This is a genomic window from Microvirga sp. P5_D2 (assembly GCF_054049475.1).
In genome coordinates, this window is sequence record NZ_JBFUMH010000102.1 from 20,183 (window position 1) to 38,016 (window position 17,834).

Sequence of the window (17,834 nt, forward strand, 5' to 3'; positions counted from 1 at the left end):
ATGGCGTCCGGACAAGCACAGCCAGCCCTCCACCTCTCTCAAGTCGAGCGCCGCTATCCTCAAGGTGACAGCCACCTCGAGGTTCTGCGCGGGGCGGAACTTGCGATCTGGCCCGGCGAGATCGTTGCGCTCATCGCGCCTTCCGGCACGGGCAAGTCCACGCTCTTGCATCTCGCAGGACTCCTGGAAAAGCCCGATGGCGGCGAGGTCTATGTGGGCGCGAAGCCGACCGCGCAGATGACCGACCAGGAACGCACACGCGTCCGCCGCGAAGAACTCGGTTTCGTCTATCAGTTTCACCATCTGCTGCCGGAATTCTCGGCCTTGGAGAACGTGGTGATCCCTCAGCTCATTCGCGGCCTGCCGCGCGCGGAAGCGGAAGATCGCGCCAAGCAGCTCCTGACCTTCCTCGGATTGGGCAAGCGCCTCGTCCACCGGCCGGGTGAACTCTCTGGCGGCGAGCAACAGCGTGTCGCCATCGCCCGCGCGGTGGCCAATGCGCCCCGCCTTCTGCTTGCCGACGAGCCGACCGGCAATCTCGACCCGAACACCGCCGACCGGGTGTTCCAGACGCTCGTCGCGATCGTGCGCGCCTCGCGCCTCGCGGCGCTCATCGCCACGCACAACATGGAACTAGCCGGCCGCATGGACCGCCGGGTGACGATCCGCGACGGGTTGATTGTGCAACTGCCATAAGGCTTGCACGTGTCACCCCCGGCGGCGCTTGAGGACCGGGAAAGGGATCCACGATCAATCGCGGCGCTCTGGATTTCCTTCCCCTCCGCTGAAGCTCCGGCTGGGAATGACAACTCTCACGTCATGGCCGGACTTGTTCCGACCATCCACGTCTTCATCGCCAACACACCACCCTCATCCTGAAGAAGCGCGTAAAACTGTCTCGAAGGATCGTCCAGTGATCCTTGGAACCTCCTTCGAGACGCCTGCTGCGCAGGCCCTCAGGATGAGGACAATGTTGGTTGAAAAAGCGAGATGTGAGCGGTCGCACTCGTCGCGGCCATCACAGCAGAAGCTGCACTCACGGCACGGAGCCTCAGCGCCTCCATCCCGAGAACAAGTTCTCCACAGCTTCCCACAGCTTGCGCGCCTGACCGCGTCAGGGCGCATTTCCATGCGTCTTAAGGCTTTGTTGACTCCGTCCCCACCGCGCCATCCACAGCGGGTTTACATGGAACATTTATCGAACATAATTGAACACATCAGGAACACGGAGGGCTTCACATGCTTCGCCTTTTACTCGAAACCGCAGCCGAACTCACGTCTCTCGCTATGTTCGGATCGGCCGTGGCAATCTGGGCAATGGTTCTCGGTCCGATGGCTTGATACCCGCAATCCACATCATCCCACACGATTCACAGGAAGGTAGTCCTTCCGGAGGGGCGTAAGGGTCCTTTCAACAAGAATCGTGGCAATATGCGCGCCATTCTTAGAGTTGAGTTTCATGGCGCGCATTCTTCAAGACATCGGCTTCGTCCACCTGCATGTCCACTCCTCCTATTCGCTGTTGGAGGGGGCGCTGAAGATCGCGCAGCTGCAGAAGCTCGCCGCCGCCGACAAGCAGCCGGCGATTGCTCTCACCGACACCAACAATCTGTTCGGCGCACTCGAGTTCTCGGAAAAGATGGCGGGCTCAGGCATCCAGCCCATCGCCGGCGTCCAACTCTCCGTCTGCTTCGAGGAGGCGGACCCGGTTGCCCGCGTCGTGCCTCAGCCCTCGAACATCGTGCTGCTGGCACAGACCGAGGAGGGCTACCGCAACCTCATGCGGCTCGTGAGCCATGCCTATTTCGGCGTGCCGCTCGGCGAGGAGCCGCGTCTCGCGGCGCCCGTATTAGCCTCCCACAGCGAGGGGCTGATCGCGCTTACCGGCGGCTATTCCGGCCCACTCGATTGCGCGCTTCGTAATGGCGGACGCCAAGAACTCGCCCAGGCAAGGCTCGACATTCTTAAAGAAGCCTTCGGGCATCAGCTCTATGTGGAAATCCAGCGCCACCACCTCGACGAGGAACGCCTGATCGAAGGGCAGTTGCTGGCGCTCGCTGATCGTAACGGCCTGCCCATCGTTGCCGCCAACGAGCCGTTCTTCTCCTCGCCGAAGGATTACGAGGCGCATGATGCGCTGCTCGCTATCGCGGAAGGGCAGCTCGTTTCCAACGACGACCGCCGCCGCCTGTCGGCGGATCACCATTTCAAGACGCGCCAGCAGATGATGGAGCTGTTTTCCGATCTGCCGGATGCGCTGCAGGCCAGCGTCGAAATCGCCATGCGCTGCTCCACGCGCGTGCGGACACGCAAGCCCATTCTGCCGAGTTTCGGCACCGGCGCTGATGCCGAAGTTCTCGACGAGGGCGAGGAGTTGCAGCGGCAGGCCGAAGAGGGATTGGTCAAGCGCCTCGCCGCACATGGTCCGGCACCCGGTGTGACCGAACAGGAGTATCGCGACCGGCTTGCCTTCGAGGTCGGCATCATCCGCAACATGAAGTTCCCCGGCTACTTCCTCATCGTGGCCGACTTCATCAAGTGGGCGAAGGACCATGACATTCCGGTCGGCCCGGGACGTGGTTCGGGTGCGGGTTCTCTGGTCGCCTATGCGCTCACCATCACGGATCTCGATCCGATCAGGTTCGGTCTGCTCTTCGAGCGCTTCCTGAATCCGGAACGCGTGTCGATGCCCGACTTCGATATCGACTTCTGCGTCGATGGACGCGAACGCGTGATCGACTACGTGCAGAAACGCTACGGCGAGGAGCAGGTCGCGCAGATCATCACCTTCGGTACGCTGCTCGCGCGGGGCGTGTTGCGCGACGTGGGCCGCGTGCTCGAAATGCCTTACGGCCAGGTGGACAAGCTCACCAAGCTAGTGCCGCAGAACCCGGCCAATCCCGTGACGCTGGCGCAGGCCATCGAGGGTGAGCCGAAATTGCAGGCCGCCATCGATGAGGAGCCTGTCGTCAAGCGCATGCTGGACATTGCGCAGAAGCTGGAGGGCCTGCACCGCCACGCGTCCACACACGCGGCTGGCGTGGTGATCGGCGACCGCCCATTGCAGGAACTGGTGCCGCTCTACCGAGACCCGAAAACGGGCATGCGCGTGACCCAGTACAACATGAAATGGGTCGAGCAGGCAGGCTTGGTGAAGTTCGACTTCCTAGGCCTGAAGACACTCACGGTGTTGCGCACGGCTGTCGATCTCATCAAGCGCAAGGACATCCACATCGATCTGTCGGCGCTGCCGCTCGACGACCGCAAAACCTACGAGATGCTTCAGCGCGGCGAGACGGTCGGCGTGTTCCAGGTGGAATCGGCGGGCAYGCGTAAAGCGCTCGTCGAAATGGAGACCGATCGTTTCGAGGACATTATCGCCCTCGTCGCGCTTTATCGTCCGGGCCCGATGGCGAATATCCCGGTCTATTGCGCGCGCAAACTCGGCAAGGACGAACACAACAAGCGGAATTGGTATCCGCACGACAAGCTGGAGCCGATCCTGCGCGAGACCTTCGGCATCATCGTCTACCAGGAGCAGGTGATGGAGGTGGCGAAGGTCCTCTCCGGCTACTCGCTTGGTGATGCAGACCTTCTTCGCCGTGCCATGGGTAAGAAGATCAAGGCGGAGATGGACGCGCAGCGCGAGCGCTTCGTCGCGGGCGCCGCCAAGGATGGGCTCGACAAGTCGAAGGCCAACGAAATCTTCGACCTGCTCGCCAAGTTTGCCGATTACGGCTTCAACAAGAGCCACGCGGCGGCCTACGCGCTCGTCGCGTACCAGACCGCTTATCTGAAGGCCAATTTCCCGGTCGAGTTCATGGCCGCGTCCATGACGCTCGATCTCGACAACACGGACAAACTCTCCGAATTCCGCCGCGAGGCGCAGCGCCTCGGCTTCAAGGTGATCCCGCCATCGATCAACCGTTCGGGAGTCGTGTTCGACGTGATCTACGATGCGGAAGGAACTGGCTCGATTCTCTATGCGCTCGCCGCCGTGAAGGGCGTGGGACGTCAGGCCATCGAGGCGGTCGTGGAAGCACGCGGCGATGCGCCGTTCAAGGATCTCGCGGATTTCGCGCGGCGCATCAATCCGCGCATGATCAACAAGCGCACGATTGAAAACCTCATCGCCGCCGGTGCCTTCGACGAGATCGAGCCGGACCGCGCGAAGGCCTGCGCTTCCATCGACGCCATGATGAGCCTTGCCCAGCAGGCGCACGAGGCGGCCAATGGCGGCATGATCGACATGTTCGGCGGCATGGCCTCGGAGGATGTGCAGCTGCGCATTCCGCCATATGAGCCCTGGCCCGCAGCCGAGCGGTTGCAGCGCGAATACGACGCCGTCGGCTTCYTTCTTTCCGGCCATCCGCTGGATGAATACGGCGATCTGCTCAAAAAACTGCGCGTGCAGACCTGGGTGGATTTCTGCCGTTCGGTGAAGGCGGGCAACTCCGTCGGCAAGGTGGCAGCGACCATCCTCGACCGGCAGGAGCGCCGCACGAAAACCGGCAACAAGATGGGCATCCTGACCCTGTCCGATCAGACCGGACAATTCGAGGCGATCATCTTCTCGGAAGGCCTCGTGCGGCTGCGCGATGTGCTGGAACCCGGCACCGCCGTGGTCCTCATGCTTCAGGCCGGTCTCGAAGGCGAGGAGGTGAGGGCGCGCATCGGCATGGCCGAGCCCCTGGAGGAGGCCATCGCCAAGCACCAGAAGGGTATGCGCATCTTCCTGCGGGACGAGCGACCGATCTCCAGCGTCTTCGAACGCCTGAAGGCGAGGGGCGAGGGTGAGGTGTCCCTGGTCCTGATCCTCGACGACGGCGACCGCGAGGTCGAGGTAAAGCTCCCCGGCAAGTACATGGCCACGCCCCAGATCGCAGGCGCCCTGCGCGCCGTGCCCGGTGTCGTGGACGTACATATGAACTAAGCCCGCAAGAGGTACGGAGCGACTCTTTCGGGCGCCGGCATTGCCGATGYAAATCCGCGTCGTAATCTGGAGGGGCAGCAGCAAGGGCTGATCCCATATCCGCGAGCCAGCCGACACTCTGGGGCGCAAGCGATGCATATGAGCAATATATGGGTCGGTGGAGCAGGCGCATCGCACCCATTTTCACCGCATGGCTGAACGCGCCTGCCGGGGCGGCCTGGGCCGATGTCGGTTGCGGAACCGGCGTCCTGACGGAAGCGATTCTCGCACAGGCCTCGCCCTCGCGCATCGTGGGCATAGACAGTTCAACCGTCTTCGTTGAGGCGGCGCGGAGCCGGCTGGCCGACAGCCGGGTCTCCCTCAAGCAGGGTGATGCGCAGGATATTCCCGAGGCTTCCGATTCCTTCGATGTTGCGGTCTCGGGTCTCGTGCTGAATTTCGTGCCGGACAAAGAAGTGATGATCCGCGAGATGGCCCGCGTGGTCCGTCCCGGCGGAACCGTGGCGCTCTATGTGTGGGATTATGCTGGCCACATACAGATCATGCGCAACTTCTTCGACACGGCGATTGCGTTCGATCTGAAGGCCAGGGAATTCGACGACGGAATCAAAGCCCCTATATGCCGGCCTCAGCCATTGATGAAACTCCTCGCCGGTACTGGAATGAGGGATGTGACGGTGCGGCCCATCGACATCCCGGCTGCCTTCGAGAGCTTCGATGATTATTGGACACCGATCCTGGGCGGCACCGGATCGGCGCCAAAATACTGCGCTTCGCTGAGCGAGGAAGCGCGCGGGCATCTCCGGGAGGCGCTCCGTAAGCGGCTTCCAGCAGGCCCGGATGGTGCGATCCTCCTCGCCGTACGAGCGTGGGCTGTAAAAGGGCAGGTGCCGGAACGGGGGTGAAAGTGGATCTTTCTTGGCTCTGCAATCCCCTGCGGCTCGGCCCAGGCCAATTCGGTGCGAGTCATTCTATGGGCTGAATGTCCAAAACACTCGCTCTTGGCCGAGTCTCCGAATGCATCGCCTGACTTAGGGAACCGAGTAGAATGCCAGACGTTTACCGGCCCGAGTCCTCCATGTCTTAATGACATAATTTTTGAGGACTGAAGCTCTATCATGCTGTATCGACCGTCTAAAACAACGAGTCGTTAGATTAGCTTGAGCATTATCCAGAATTACGCACTTCATTATTGAAGTGAAATTTCCAGATTAGATTATGAATATTTTTCCATTAAGCTGATGGAACCTTGTTCTTATTGGGGCGTAATCTAGTCATTCGAGCTAAACATCTCCCAAAAGCTCTCCTTGGTATCAGTAAGTAAAGGTGAACCATGAAACGTTCGCACGCTCTCGCTTTGTCTGCAGCAGCCCTGTTTCTCGCGTCTTCGGGCGCGTCTTATGCCCAAGCCGTCAGGCCGGGACAGCAATGTCGGCCGGCTGTCGCAGATGCCTCGATGTACGGCAACTGCAAGCTCCGCATCGTTGGCGGTCAGGAGGTTTGCCGCTGCGCCATTCTCCCTCAGGCATTGCGCCACCGAAACACCGATGACCGAAATGACCTCGCAACAGGATCGATCAACTCTTCGCGCACGACGGGTGTCCTAGGCCTTCCCAACGGCACCTCGAGAACCCCTGGCGTGTCTGGAACTCTTGGCACTTCCAGCACCTCTGGGGTGTCGAGAACTCCAAGTGCGTCGGGAACCCTTGGAGCGACGGCAGGCTCTTCCTCTACAGGATCTATTTCTGGCGGCTCTACAGGAACAAATACCACGACAGCCGATGTCTCGCCGGGTGCTTCCGTGGGCGGCAACACGCCCGGGACGACCGGCGGTTCCACCAATAACGGCAATAATCAGGGTCCTGGCGGCAACAATGGCCATGGCCCCGGCAATAACAATGGTCTCGGCAACGGATCGGAACCCGCCGATAACACCAGCACGGACGTGAAGGGAACCGATCCCTCCAATCCGGGTGGCGGACATGGCAATGGTGGCCGTGGCTCCGGCAGCAACGGTGGCCAAGGCTCCGGCAACAATAATGGTCAAGGTCCCGGTAACAACAATGGTCTCGGCAACGGATCGGAGCCTGCCGACAACACCAGCACGGATGTGAAGGGGACCGACCCCTCCAATCCCGGTGGCGGAAATGGCAATGGTGGCCGTGGCGGCGACGGAAACGGCAAGGGCGGAGACAACGGCGGCGGCAAGAAATAAGCAGCCTCTTAGGCTGGGACCCGGCTCTACGAGTCCCGCATTAGCTCAAAGTCATCCTCTAGAAGCCCCTGGTTGCCTTGTCGGCCAGGGGCTTTTCCCGTTTAAGGCAGTCAACTTGGCTATGGTTAGGAGCAGGGCCTCTTCCGGCTTGCATTTCATCTCCTTTCCGCATATATGCGCCCCCATCCCACACGCGGAATCCCCTCATGAGTCCATGAGGAACCCCCGGTGGCCGGCAAAGCCGGTTCACTGTTCCGCGGAGGCTTAACCGGAGAAAGACTATGGCGCTTCCTGAATTCTCGATGCGCAGCCTTCTTGAGGCTGGCGCTCACTTTGGCCACCAGGCCCACCGCTGGAACCCGAAGATGGGTCAATACATCTTCGGCACCCGCAACAACATTCACATCATCGACCTGGCTCAGTCGGTCCCGATGATGCACCGCGCTCTGCAGGCCGTCAGCGACACGGTTGCCAAGGGCGGTCGCGTGCTCTTCGTCGGCACGAAGCGTCAGGCTGCCGACGCCGTGGCCGATGCCGCCAAGCGTTCGGCTCAGTACTACGTCAATGCCCGCTGGCTCGGCGGCATGCTGACCAACTGGAAGACGATCTCCGGCTCCATCTCCCGCCTGCGCAAGGTGGACGAGATCCTCGCCGGCGGCGGCCAGGGCCTCACGAAGAAGGAGCGCCTGATGCTCGCTCGTGAGAAGGAAAAGCTCGAGCGCGCTCTCGGCGGCATCAAGGACATGGGCGGCACGCCCGACCTGATCTTCGTCATCGACACCAACAAGGAACAGCTGGCGATCCAGGAGGCTAACCGCCTCGGCATCCCGGTGGCCGCCATCGTCGACACGAATTCCAACCCGGACGGCATCACTTTCCCGGTTCCGGCCAATGATGACGCTGGCCGCGCTATCGCTCTCTACTGCGATCTCGTTGCCCGCGCCGCCCTCGACGGCATCTCCCGCGGTGCCGGTGACATGGGCATCGACATCGGTGCTTCTGAAAACCCGATGGCCGAAGAGCTTCCGACGACCGACGCTGCCCCTGCCGCCTATGAGGGCGAGCAGTTCGAGCGTCTGGCCGCTCCCCGTGGCGCTCCGGACGACCTGACGAAGCTCAACGGCGTCGGCCCGCAGCTCGAGAAGAAGCTGAACGAAGCCGRCATCTTCCATTACTGGCAGCTCGCTGCCATGCAGCCGGCCGATGTCGCTCAGYTCGACAAGGACCTGAAGCTGAACGGCCGTCTTGAGCGTGATGGCTGGATGGACCAGGCCCGTTCCGCGATCGAAGCCGCTGCGGCTTAAGTTTCTCGACGTCGTGTTCAACGACGCTTGAACGAATGATTGAGCCCGGCGTTCCACGAGCGCCGGGCTCCCTCTATGTATGCATGAACCCGTGAAAGGATAAGCCATGGCGAATATCACCGCTGCAATGGTGAAGGAGCTGCGCGAGACGACCAGCGCCGGCATGATGGACTGCAAGGCCGCTCTCGCCGAGACCAACGGCGACATGGAAGCCGCCATCGACTGGCTGCGCAAGAAGGGCCTCTCCAAGGCTGCCAAGAAGGCCGGCCGCGTTGCTGCCGAGGGCCTTGTTGCCGTCGAATCCTCCGGTCACACCGCCACGATCCTCGAGGTCAACTCGGAGACGGACTTCGTCGCCCGTAACGACGGTTTCCAGGCCTTCGTCCGCGAAGCCGCCAAGATCGGCCTGAACGGCAACGGCACCCTCGAGTCGCTTGAGGCCGCCAAGTTCCCCGGCTCCTCGACGACCATCAAGGACCGCCTGCAGGAGCTCATCGCCACCATCGGCGAGAACATGACCCTGCGCCGCATCGCCAAGCTCGAAGTCTCGAAGGGCGTGATCTCGACCTACGTCCACAACTCGGTGACCGAGGGCCTCGGCAAGATCGGCGTCCTCGTGGCACTCGAGTCCGAGGGTGACGTCACCGTTCTCGGTACGCTGGGCCGTCAGATCGCCATGCACGTGGCCGCGACGAACCCGGTGGCTCTGGACGCTTCGGGCGTCGATGCCGCCACGATCGAGCGCGAGAGCGCCATTCTGCGCGACAAGAACGCCGGCAAGCCGGACAATGTCCTGCAGAAGATCGTCGAGAGCGGCCTGAAGAGTTACTTCAAGGAAGTCACGCTCCTCGAGCAGCCCTTCGTGCACGATTCGTCCAAGACCATCTCCCAGGTGCTCAAGGAAGCCGAGTCCAAGGCCGGCAAGCCGGTCACCCTCAAGGCCTTCGTCCGCTATGCTCTCGGCGAGGGCATCGAGAAGGAAGAGGCCCCGGACTTCGCGGCCGAAGTGGCCGCCCAGGCCGGGCTCAAAAAGGCCTAATATCTTTCGGCAAAACGGCGGCTTCTCAGCCGCCGTTTTCATGAGAAGGCTATAAATCCGGCAAATTCTCCTGGCCCCATGCTGGTCGGGGGAGAGGCCAAACCCTAAGCCATCATCCTGAGGAGGACCGTAGGTCCGTCTCGAAGGACGAAGGCGCCTCCCGCGCTCTCTGGATCCTCCTTCGAGACGCCGCCTGCAGCGGCTCCTCAGGATGAGGGCGGTGGGATGGTGAAATGATCACGAACAAAGGAGTCCGACAGTGGCACAATTCCGGCGCGTTCTAGTGAAGCTCTCGGGAGAAGCTTTGATGGCTCCCGACGGTTACTGGCTGGATTCCGAAATCCTGTCCCGCCTGTCCCGTGATCTCGCACGCGCCACCAAGGCCGGGTTCGAGATCGCCGTCGTGATCGGCGGCGGCAATATCATCCGCGGGGCGCGCATGAGCGCGGCCGGCTGGATCGACCGCCCGACCGCCGATTCCATGGGCATGCTCGGCACGGTCATGAACTCGCTTGCCATCGAGACGGCTCTCAACGCGGCCGGCGTGYCCGCCCGCACCATGTCGGCGGTGTCCATGCCGACGATCTGCGAGACTTACGCCCGCCAGCCGGCCCTGCACCATCTGGACAAGGGGCAGGTCGTCGTGCTTGCCGGCGGCACCGGCAACCCGTTCTTCACCACCGATACCGCCGCCGTTCTGCGCGCCGYCGAGCTGCGCTGCGACGCGGTTCTGAAGGCCACCCAGGTGGACGGCGTCTATTCCGCCGATCCCAAGAAGGACCCGACCGCCGTTCGCTTCGAACGGCTGACCCATGACGAGGCCATCGCCAAGGATCTGAAGGTCATGGACACCGCCGCTTTCGCGCTCGCCCGCGAGAGCAGGCTCTCGATCATCGTTGGTTCGGTCCATGCTCCCAGCTCCGTGACCGATCTTCTTCTGGGAAATGTGCCCTCGACCATCGTGGCCCCTTGATGCCGAACCTTGGGAAGCGTAAGCCCGTTTTGAGATTGTTCGCGTAAGGAAAAGATCTTATGGCCACGACCTTTGACCTCGCAGATGTGAAGCGCCGCATGCAGGGCGCCATCAACTCCTTCAAACACGACCTGGGCAGCCTGCGCACGGGCCGCGCCTCGCCGAGCTTGCTCGACCCGCTCCAGATCGACGCCTACGGCTCTATGATGTCGATCTCCCAGGTGGCGACCGTCAACGTGCCGGAGCCGCGCCTGCTCAGCGTCCAGGTTTGGGATCGCGGCATGGTGGCTGCCGTGGAAAAGGCGATCCGCGAGTCGGATCTAGGCCTCAACCCGCAGACCGAGGGCCAGGTCATCCGCCTGCGCATCCCCGAGATGAACGAGCAGCGCCGCAAGGAAATGGTGAAGGTCGCGCATAAATACGCCGAGGAGGCGCGCATCGCCGTACGCCACGTGCGCCGCGACGGCCTGGACCTGCTCAAGAAGCTCGAGAAGGACTCGGCGATCAGCGAGGACGACGCCAAGCGCGACGGCGATCAGGTGCAGAAAGCCACCGATCAGTTTGTGGCGGAAATCGAGCAGCTGCTGGTGGCCAAGGAAAAGGAAATCATGCAAGTCTGAACGACTTGCATGGGAAATCGATCATGAGCGGCGAAGCCAAGCTTTCTGCCCCCATCCTTGCCCATCCTCAGATGGGCGAGGGCGGTCCGGTGCATGTGGCCATCATCATGGATGGCAACGGCCGCTGGGCCGCTCAGAGAGGCTTGCCCCGGTTCGAAGGCCACCGGAAGGGCATCGAGGCRATCCGCCGTGCCGTGCGTGCCGCGGGGGATCTGGGTGTCCGCTATCTCACGGTCTACAGCTTCTCCTCCGAGAATTGGCGCCGTCCGGCCGAAGAAGTCTCCTTCCTCATGGGGCTTCTCAAGCGTTTCGTTCGCCACGACCTCGCGGAGCTGCACGCCAACAACATCCGGGTCCGCATCATCGGCGAACGGCAGGGCCTGCCCGCGGACATCCGGCTTCTGCTGGACGAAGCCGAGCAGCTCACGCGGGCCAATAGCGGCCTGACCCTGGTGATCGCCTTCAATTACGGCGGACGGCAGGAGATCGTCAGCGCGATGCGTGCTTTGGCCGAGAGAGTCAAGGAAGGGGCGCTTGATCCCGCTTCCATCGACATGGATGCAATCGCTGCCGCTCTCGATACGCACGACATTCCCGATCCTGATCTCGTGATCCGCACCTCCGGCGAGCAGCGGGTGTCGAACTTCCTCACCTGGCAGACAGCCTATTCCGAATTCGTCTTCCTGCCCGACTACTGGCCCGATTTCGACGAGACGATCTTCAAAGCCGCCATTGATGAATATTGCCGTCGCGACCGCCGCTTCGGTGGCCTGAGCGCTCGGGCAAGCTGAGATGGCGTCTGACGAAGGCTCGGCCCTGACGCCGGACATCCGCAAAAACCCTTCCAGCGAACTGAAGACCCGCGTCGCGTCCGCCATCGTCATGATCGCGCTGGCGCTGCTCACCGCCTATTGGGGCGGCTGGCCCTTTGCCCTGTTCTGGCTCGCCGCCGGCATCGCGATGATGGTCGAATGGACCGACATGGTCCGCATCGAACCCCGCCGTCCGGTACAGGCGGTCTATAGCTTCGGCCTTCTGGCCCTGACGTTGCTCTTTCTTCTTGGCGGAAGTTTCGCCGCATCCGCTGCAGCGGCTCTCACCGCCTTGGTCGTCGGGGTGCTTCTGACCCGGGGATCGCGCGAGAAGCTGTGGTCCGCCTCGGCTTTCGCCTATGCGGCGATCATCGTTCTGGTGCCACCGATCGTGCGAACTTCGCCGGATCTCGGCATCCTCGGGCTGATCTGGATGTTCGCCGTGGTCTGGACCACGGATATCGCGGCCTATTTCACCGGCCGCACCCTCGGCGGCCCCAAGCTCTGCCCGTCCATCAGCCCGAAGAAAACATGGTCCGGTTTCCTGGGCGGCGTCTTTGCCGCAGCCGTGGCGGGTTTTCTCGTCGCTCTTGTGGGCCGCAGGCTCGGGTTCGACCATAGCTTCGGGCTTTGGGCCACCATTGCGCTTTCGATTGTGGCCTCGGTCGCCAGCCAGATCGGTGATTTGGGCGAATCCGCCCTCAAGCGCCATTGCGATGTGAAGGATTCGAGCCATCTCATTCCTGGGCATGGCGGCGTGATGGATCGCCTCGACGGCTTCTGGGCCGTCTGCCTTATCGTCGGTCTCGTTCTTCTTGCTGGCTACGGAGCTGCATAGTCCTTCATGGCGCGTTCTCTCACGATTCTCGGGGCAACCGGCTCGATTGGCGGCTCCACAGCCGATGTGGTTCTCGCTCATAGGGACGAGTTTCGCGTCGAGGCGGTGGTTGGAGGCCGCAACGCCGAGGCCTTGGCCGTGATGGCGAAACGCCTCGGGGCCCGGTTCGCGGCCCTGTCGGATGAGAGTGCCGCGGCGGCCCTGAAGGACGCGCTGTCCGGTTCGGGCATCGAGTCAGGGGCAGGCCGTACGGCCGTGCTCGAGGCCGTGGCCCGCCCGGTCGATATCGTGCTCGCCGCCATCAGCGGAACCGCCGGACTGGAGCCGACCCATGCGGCTTTGCGCTCCGCCAAGCGCATCGCGCTCGCCAACAAGGAGAGCCTCGTCTGCGCCGGCTCCGCCTTCATGGCCGATGCGCGCCGCCTCGGCGTCGAGATCACGCCTGTGGATTCCGAGCACAATGCCCTGGATCACGCTCTCGCCGCCGGCTTCAACCGGGATGTGGAAAAGGCGGTGATTACTGCCAGCGGCGGCCCGTTCCGGACCTGGACTCGCGAGCAGATCGCAAGGGCCGATGCCAAGCAGGCCTCGGCGCACCCGGTCTGGTCCATGGGCTCCAAGATCAACATCGACTCGGCCACCCTCATGAACAAGGGGCTGGAGCTGATCGAGGCCCACCACCTGTTCGCTCTCGAGGCCGAGCGCCTCGATGTGCTGGTGCATCCGGAGGCCATCGTTCATGGCCTCGTGCAATGGAACGACGGCGCGGTGACTGCTGGCCTCGCCCTGCCGGACATGAAGGTGCCCATCGCCAATGCGCTGCGGAATGACGCGCGACTTTTCATGGACCTTCCCCGTCTCGATCTCGCCGCGATTGGCCGCTTAACCTTTGAAAAGCCTGATGAGGCACGGTTTCCATGCCTGTCCCTGGCCAAGGCCGCGCTCAAGGCCGGGGGGGCAATGCCGACGATCCTGAATGCCGCCAACGAGATTGCCGTTGAAGCCTATATGGCAGGTCAGATCGGATTTTATGAGATTTCAGAGTTGGTTGAGCGTGTTTGCTCAACTTTCTCGGGAAGCGCGGAAGCGCCTGCGACTGTTGCCGATGCCCTGTCCATCGATGGCGAGGCTCGGATTCTGGCGCGGCGGCTCATTCCGGCGATGCGGAATTGAAGCGCCCTTGAGCGGGCGCGAAAGGTGAAGTGATGGAATGGCTTTCGATACTCGGCGGCGCGACAGGCTCCCTGTTCCTGACGCTGATTTCCTTCCTCGTGGTGCTGACGGTCGTCGTCTTCATCCATGAGTACGGACATTATTGGGTCGGCCGCCGCTGCGGCGTGGGCGTGACCGCCTTCTCCATCGGATTCGGACGCGAAATCTACGGCTGGACCGACAAGCACGGCACCCGTTGGAAGATCTCGGCGATTCCCCTCGGCGGCTACGTGAAGTTCGTCGGCGACCTCAATGCCGCGAGCGTTCCGGACCAGGATCAGTTGAATCAGATGCCCGTGGAGCAGCGGGCGATCAGTTTTCCCCATCAAAGTGTCGCCAAGCGCGCCGCCATCGTCGCGGCGGGGCCTATCGCGAACTTCATTCTCGCCATCGCGATCTTCGCGGGCTTCAACTATTTCAACGGCCGGGCGGTTCTGGAGCCGGTGATCGAATCCGTGCTTCCAGGTAGCGCCGCCGAAAAAGCCGGGTTCCAGCCCCATGACGTGATCCGTTTCATCGACGGGCGGCGGATCGACACCTTCGGGGACATGCAGGTGATCGTCAGTTCCAGCTCCGGCGAGGCCCTGAACTTCGTGGTCCAGCGCGACGGTCAGGACGTCTCCCTGACGGCGATTCCGAGTGTCGAGGAGCGGGATACACCCTTCGGCAAGCAGCGTATCGGCCTGCTCGGCGTCAGGGCTCCACAGGAAAAATCGGCCATCAAGCGTATTTCTTACACGCCGCTGGAAGCCCTCCAGGCCGGTGCCTATGACACCTGGAGTCAGGTCGACCGGACCATGAACTTCCTGCGCAGGCTTATTCTGGGGCGGGAATCCATCGATCAGCTCTCCGGCCCTGTGGGTATCGCTAGAATCGCGGGGACGGCCTTCGAGGTCGGAGGTGTCTACAGCCTCGTAAATCTCATCGGCTTTATGTCCGTATCCATTGGACTCATTAATCTTTTCCCGATTCCGCTACTCGATGGCGGGCACCTTCTGTTCTATGCCATCGAGGCCATTCGCGGTCGTCCGTTGAGCGAAAAGGCCCAGGAAATAGGGTTTCGTATCGGGTTTGTCCTGGTCGGAATGCTGATGATCCTGGCGACTTGGAGCGACCTAGCCCGCTCGTTCGGGTGAAGGCGGCGTTCACCTTGTTGCAAGATTTCTTCCCCACGGAACGTGACACGGACGCCACGCAGGGTAAAAATTGCTACTGTGTTTGTATGTGCCGTTTGCAATGACGGTGAAAGTTTGTACAAGCGGGACAGCACCGAAAGGTTGGGACATCTGTCTCTAACCGGCGGGGAGGACCCTCGCATTGGACGAAGTATAAAAGAAACGGGCCAGTTGATGATGTCGACGACCACGCCACGCCGGAAAAAGCCGGCCGCCACTGCAGTGATCGCCATGAGTGCTCTCATGGCGGGTTTGACCGCTGCTGAAGGCGCTTTCGCTCAAAGCGCTCCCCAGGCCGGCCGCCGCGCCTCCGTTGCTCAGGGGCCGATTATCAATCGCGTCGCCATCGAGGGTAACAGCAAGGTTGATAAGGCCCTGATCGAGGGTGATCTGCAGGCTCGGGCCCGCACCCCGGTCAGTCAGGCCGTGATCGACGCCGACGTTCAGCGCATTCTCAGCGTCTACAGYCGCTCCGGCCGTGGTCTCGCTCAGGTGACGCCGCGCATCGTCGATCTGCCGAACGGCCGCGTCGACGTGGTTTACACCATCGTCGAGGGCGACAAGACGGGCGTGAAGGAAATCCGCTTCGTCGGCAACAATCAGGTTTCGTCCGGCCGTCTGCGTGGCATCATGCAGACCACCGAGACCAACCTTCTGAGCTTCCTCAAGAGCACGGACGTTTATGATCCGGACCGGATCGCCACCGATCTCGAGCTCATCCGCCGCTACTACCTGAAGAACGGCTATGCGGATTTCCGCGTCGTCTCCACTGATGTGCAGTTCGACGCGAATGCCGGTGGCTACGTCGTAACCATCGCCGTCGAAGAGGGTGAGCAGTACCGGATCGGCAACGTCACCGTCGATTCCCGTATCCCCACGGTCAATGCCGAGGCGCTTCGCAGCGGCCTCTCGACCTCCGCGGGCCAAGTCTACAACGCAGACGCCGTGCAGAAGTCGGTTCAGGCGATGACCACCGACGTGGTTCGCACCGGCAATGCCTTCGCGCAGGTCCGCCCGGTCGGCACCCGCGATCCCGCATCCCGCACGATCAATCTCGGCTATGTGGTCGAGGAAGGTCCGCGCATCTACATCGAGCGCATCAACGTGCGCGGCAACAGCCGTACCCGCGACTACGTCATCCGTCGCGAGTTCGACCTGGGTGAGGGCGATGCCTACAACCAGGTGTTCGTCGACCGCGCCGAGCGCCGCCTGAACAACCTCGGTTACTTCAAGCGCGTCCGCATCTCCAACGAGCCGGGCTCCTCGGCCGACCGCGTCATCGTGAACGTGGATGTGGAAGATCAGTCCACCGGCGCATTCTCGGTCTCGGGTGGTTACTCGACGTCCGACGGCTTCATCGGTGAAGTCTCGGTCACCGAAACCAACTTCCTGGGCCGTGGCCAGTTCGTCCGCCTCGCGGGCCAGCTCGGCCAGCGCTCGAACGGCGTCGACTTCTCCTTCACGGAGCCGTACTTCCTCGGCTACCGCATGGCGGCCGGTATCGACCTGTTCTCGAAGTTCAGCGACCAGACCAAGTACTCGCGCTACGAGAACCGCATGACGGGTGGTCAGCTCCGCCTCGGCCTGCCGTTCACGGAAGAGTTCTCGATCACGGCCCGCTACTCGCTGTACCAGCAGCAGCTGGACATCCCGAACGACGAGAAGCAGCCCTATAACGACTGCTCGATCCCGATCGCCGGCTATACCCAGCTGAACGCGGACGGCACGCCGAACCGCCTGTTCTGCGAAGGCAACGGTGAAGCATCGTTGGCGATCAAGGGCTCGGAAGGCGATACGCTGACCTCGCTGGCCGGCCTGACCTTCAACTACAACTCCCTCGACAGCACCCGCGAACCGCGCAACGGCTTCTATGGTGAGTTGAAGACGGACGTTGCAGGCCTCGGCGGCGACTCGCGCTACTTCCGCGCCACGGGTGACGCTCGTTACTACTACGAGATTATCGAGGACATCGTCGGTATCGCCCGCGTTCAGGGTGGTCACATCCAGGGCTTCGGCGACAACAACCAGGGTCTCGGCGAAGGCGGAACCCTGCGTATCGTCGACCAGTTCTTCATGGGCCCCTCGCTAGTGCGCGGCTTCGCCACCAACGGCATCGGCCCGCGTGACATTTCGAGCCTCGACTCGAGCGCCAACGCTCTTGGCGGCACCACCTACTTTGGTGGATCGCTCGAAGTTCAGTTCCCGATCTTCGGCCTGCCGCGCGATCTGGGCCTGAAGGGCGCTGTCTTCGCCGATGCCGGTACGCTGTTCGGCTACGAGGGTCCGACCCGCTTCGACGTGAACGGCAACTCGATCATCACGGGCTACAACCCGCTGACGGGCGCCTGCTCGCGCAACGTGAACCAGACCACCACGCAGGAATGCGTGGACGTTCTCGACAGCCACAAGATCCGTTCGTCGGTCGGTGCATCGATCCTGTGGACATCGCCGCTCGGTCCGATCCGCTTCGACTACGCCATCGCTCTTTCGAAGGAAGAGGGTGTGGATCGCGGCGACGGCGTGAAGGTCGGTGCCGACCGCACTCAGGCCTTCCGCTTCTCGGGTGGTACGCGCTTCTAATCGGGGAGGGCGCCTTGACGGCGCCCTCACTTTTTCATGACAGAATCAAATTTCTTTCCGCAAAGCCAGACGTTGAATTTGCGTCAGGTGGCGGAGATGGCGAATGCAGCACTCCCCGACGGTGTCGACGGGG

General features: G+C 62.2%; 13 protein-coding genes. All 13 read left to right on the forward strand.

Features of this window, described 5'->3' with window-relative positions; translation table 11 throughout:
• Complete coding sequence (locus ACXJKO_RS21010) at positions 1-696, forward strand: ABC transporter ATP-binding protein (RefSeq protein WP_457093026.1); 696 nt, start codon at positions 1-3, stop codon at positions 694-696.
• Between the two features lie 763 nt (positions 697-1,459).
• Entirely contained in the window at positions 1,460-4,933 is a 3,474-nt protein-coding gene (gene dnaE, locus ACXJKO_RS21015) for a DNA polymerase III subunit alpha (RefSeq protein ID WP_457093027.1), read from the forward strand.
• A 149-nt stretch (positions 4,934-5,082) separates the two neighbouring features.
• Positions 5,083-5,838 (forward strand): class I SAM-dependent methyltransferase, encoded by a 756-nt coding sequence (locus ACXJKO_RS21020; protein ID WP_457093028.1) that lies wholly within the window; start codon positions 5,083-5,085, stop codon positions 5,836-5,838.
• Positions 5,839-6,734: 896 nt separating this feature from the next.
• Positions 6,735-7,148 (forward strand): hypothetical protein, encoded by a 414-nt coding sequence (locus ACXJKO_RS21025; protein WP_457093029.1) that lies wholly within the window; start codon positions 6,735-6,737, stop codon positions 7,146-7,148.
• A gap of 281 nt (positions 7,149-7,429) precedes the next feature.
• Positions 7,430-8,452 (forward strand): 30S ribosomal protein S2, encoded by a 1,023-nt coding sequence (locus ACXJKO_RS21030; RefSeq protein ID WP_457093030.1) that lies wholly within the window; start codon positions 7,430-7,432, stop codon positions 8,450-8,452.
• A 106-nt stretch (positions 8,453-8,558) separates the two neighbouring features.
• Entirely contained in the window at positions 8,559-9,491 is a 933-nt protein-coding gene (gene tsf, locus ACXJKO_RS21035) for a translation elongation factor Ts (RefSeq protein ID WP_457093031.1), read from the forward strand.
• A 259-nt stretch (positions 9,492-9,750) separates the two neighbouring features.
• Complete coding sequence (gene pyrH / locus ACXJKO_RS21040; protein ID WP_457093032.1) at positions 9,751-10,464, forward strand: UMP kinase; 714 nt, start codon at positions 9,751-9,753, stop codon at positions 10,462-10,464.
• A gap of 59 nt (positions 10,465-10,523) precedes the next feature.
• Positions 10,524-11,084: a ribosome recycling factor gene (frr, locus tag ACXJKO_RS21045; protein WP_441983074.1), complete on the forward strand. Its 561-nt coding sequence runs from the start codon at positions 10,524-10,526 to the stop codon at positions 11,082-11,084.
• Positions 11,085-11,107: 23 nt separating this feature from the next.
• Positions 11,108-11,875 carry an isoprenyl transferase gene (locus ACXJKO_RS21050; RefSeq protein ID WP_457093033.1) on the forward strand — a complete coding sequence of 256 codons (768 nt, stop codon included), beginning with the start codon at positions 11,108-11,110 and terminating at the stop codon, positions 11,873-11,875.
• A 1-nt stretch (position 11,876) separates the two neighbouring features.
• Positions 11,877-12,734, forward strand: coding sequence for a phosphatidate cytidylyltransferase (locus tag ACXJKO_RS21055; RefSeq protein WP_457093034.1), 858 nt, complete (start codon positions 11,877-11,879; stop codon positions 12,732-12,734).
• A gap of 6 nt (positions 12,735-12,740) precedes the next feature.
• Positions 12,741-13,907, forward strand: a complete 1,167-nt coding sequence (dxr, locus tag ACXJKO_RS21060; RefSeq protein ID WP_457093035.1) for a 1-deoxy-D-xylulose-5-phosphate reductoisomerase — start codon at positions 12,741-12,743, stop codon at positions 13,905-13,907.
• A gap of 32 nt (positions 13,908-13,939) precedes the next feature.
• Positions 13,940-15,082: an RIP metalloprotease RseP gene (gene rseP, locus ACXJKO_RS21065; RefSeq protein WP_457093036.1), complete on the forward strand. Its 1,143-nt coding sequence runs from the start codon at positions 13,940-13,942 to the stop codon at positions 15,080-15,082.
• A gap of 213 nt (positions 15,083-15,295) precedes the next feature.
• Entirely contained in the window at positions 15,296-17,701 is a 2,406-nt protein-coding gene (bamA, locus tag ACXJKO_RS21070; RefSeq protein ID WP_457093037.1) for an outer membrane protein assembly factor BamA, read from the forward strand.
• The last annotated feature ends 133 nt before the right edge of the window (positions 17,702-17,834 follow it).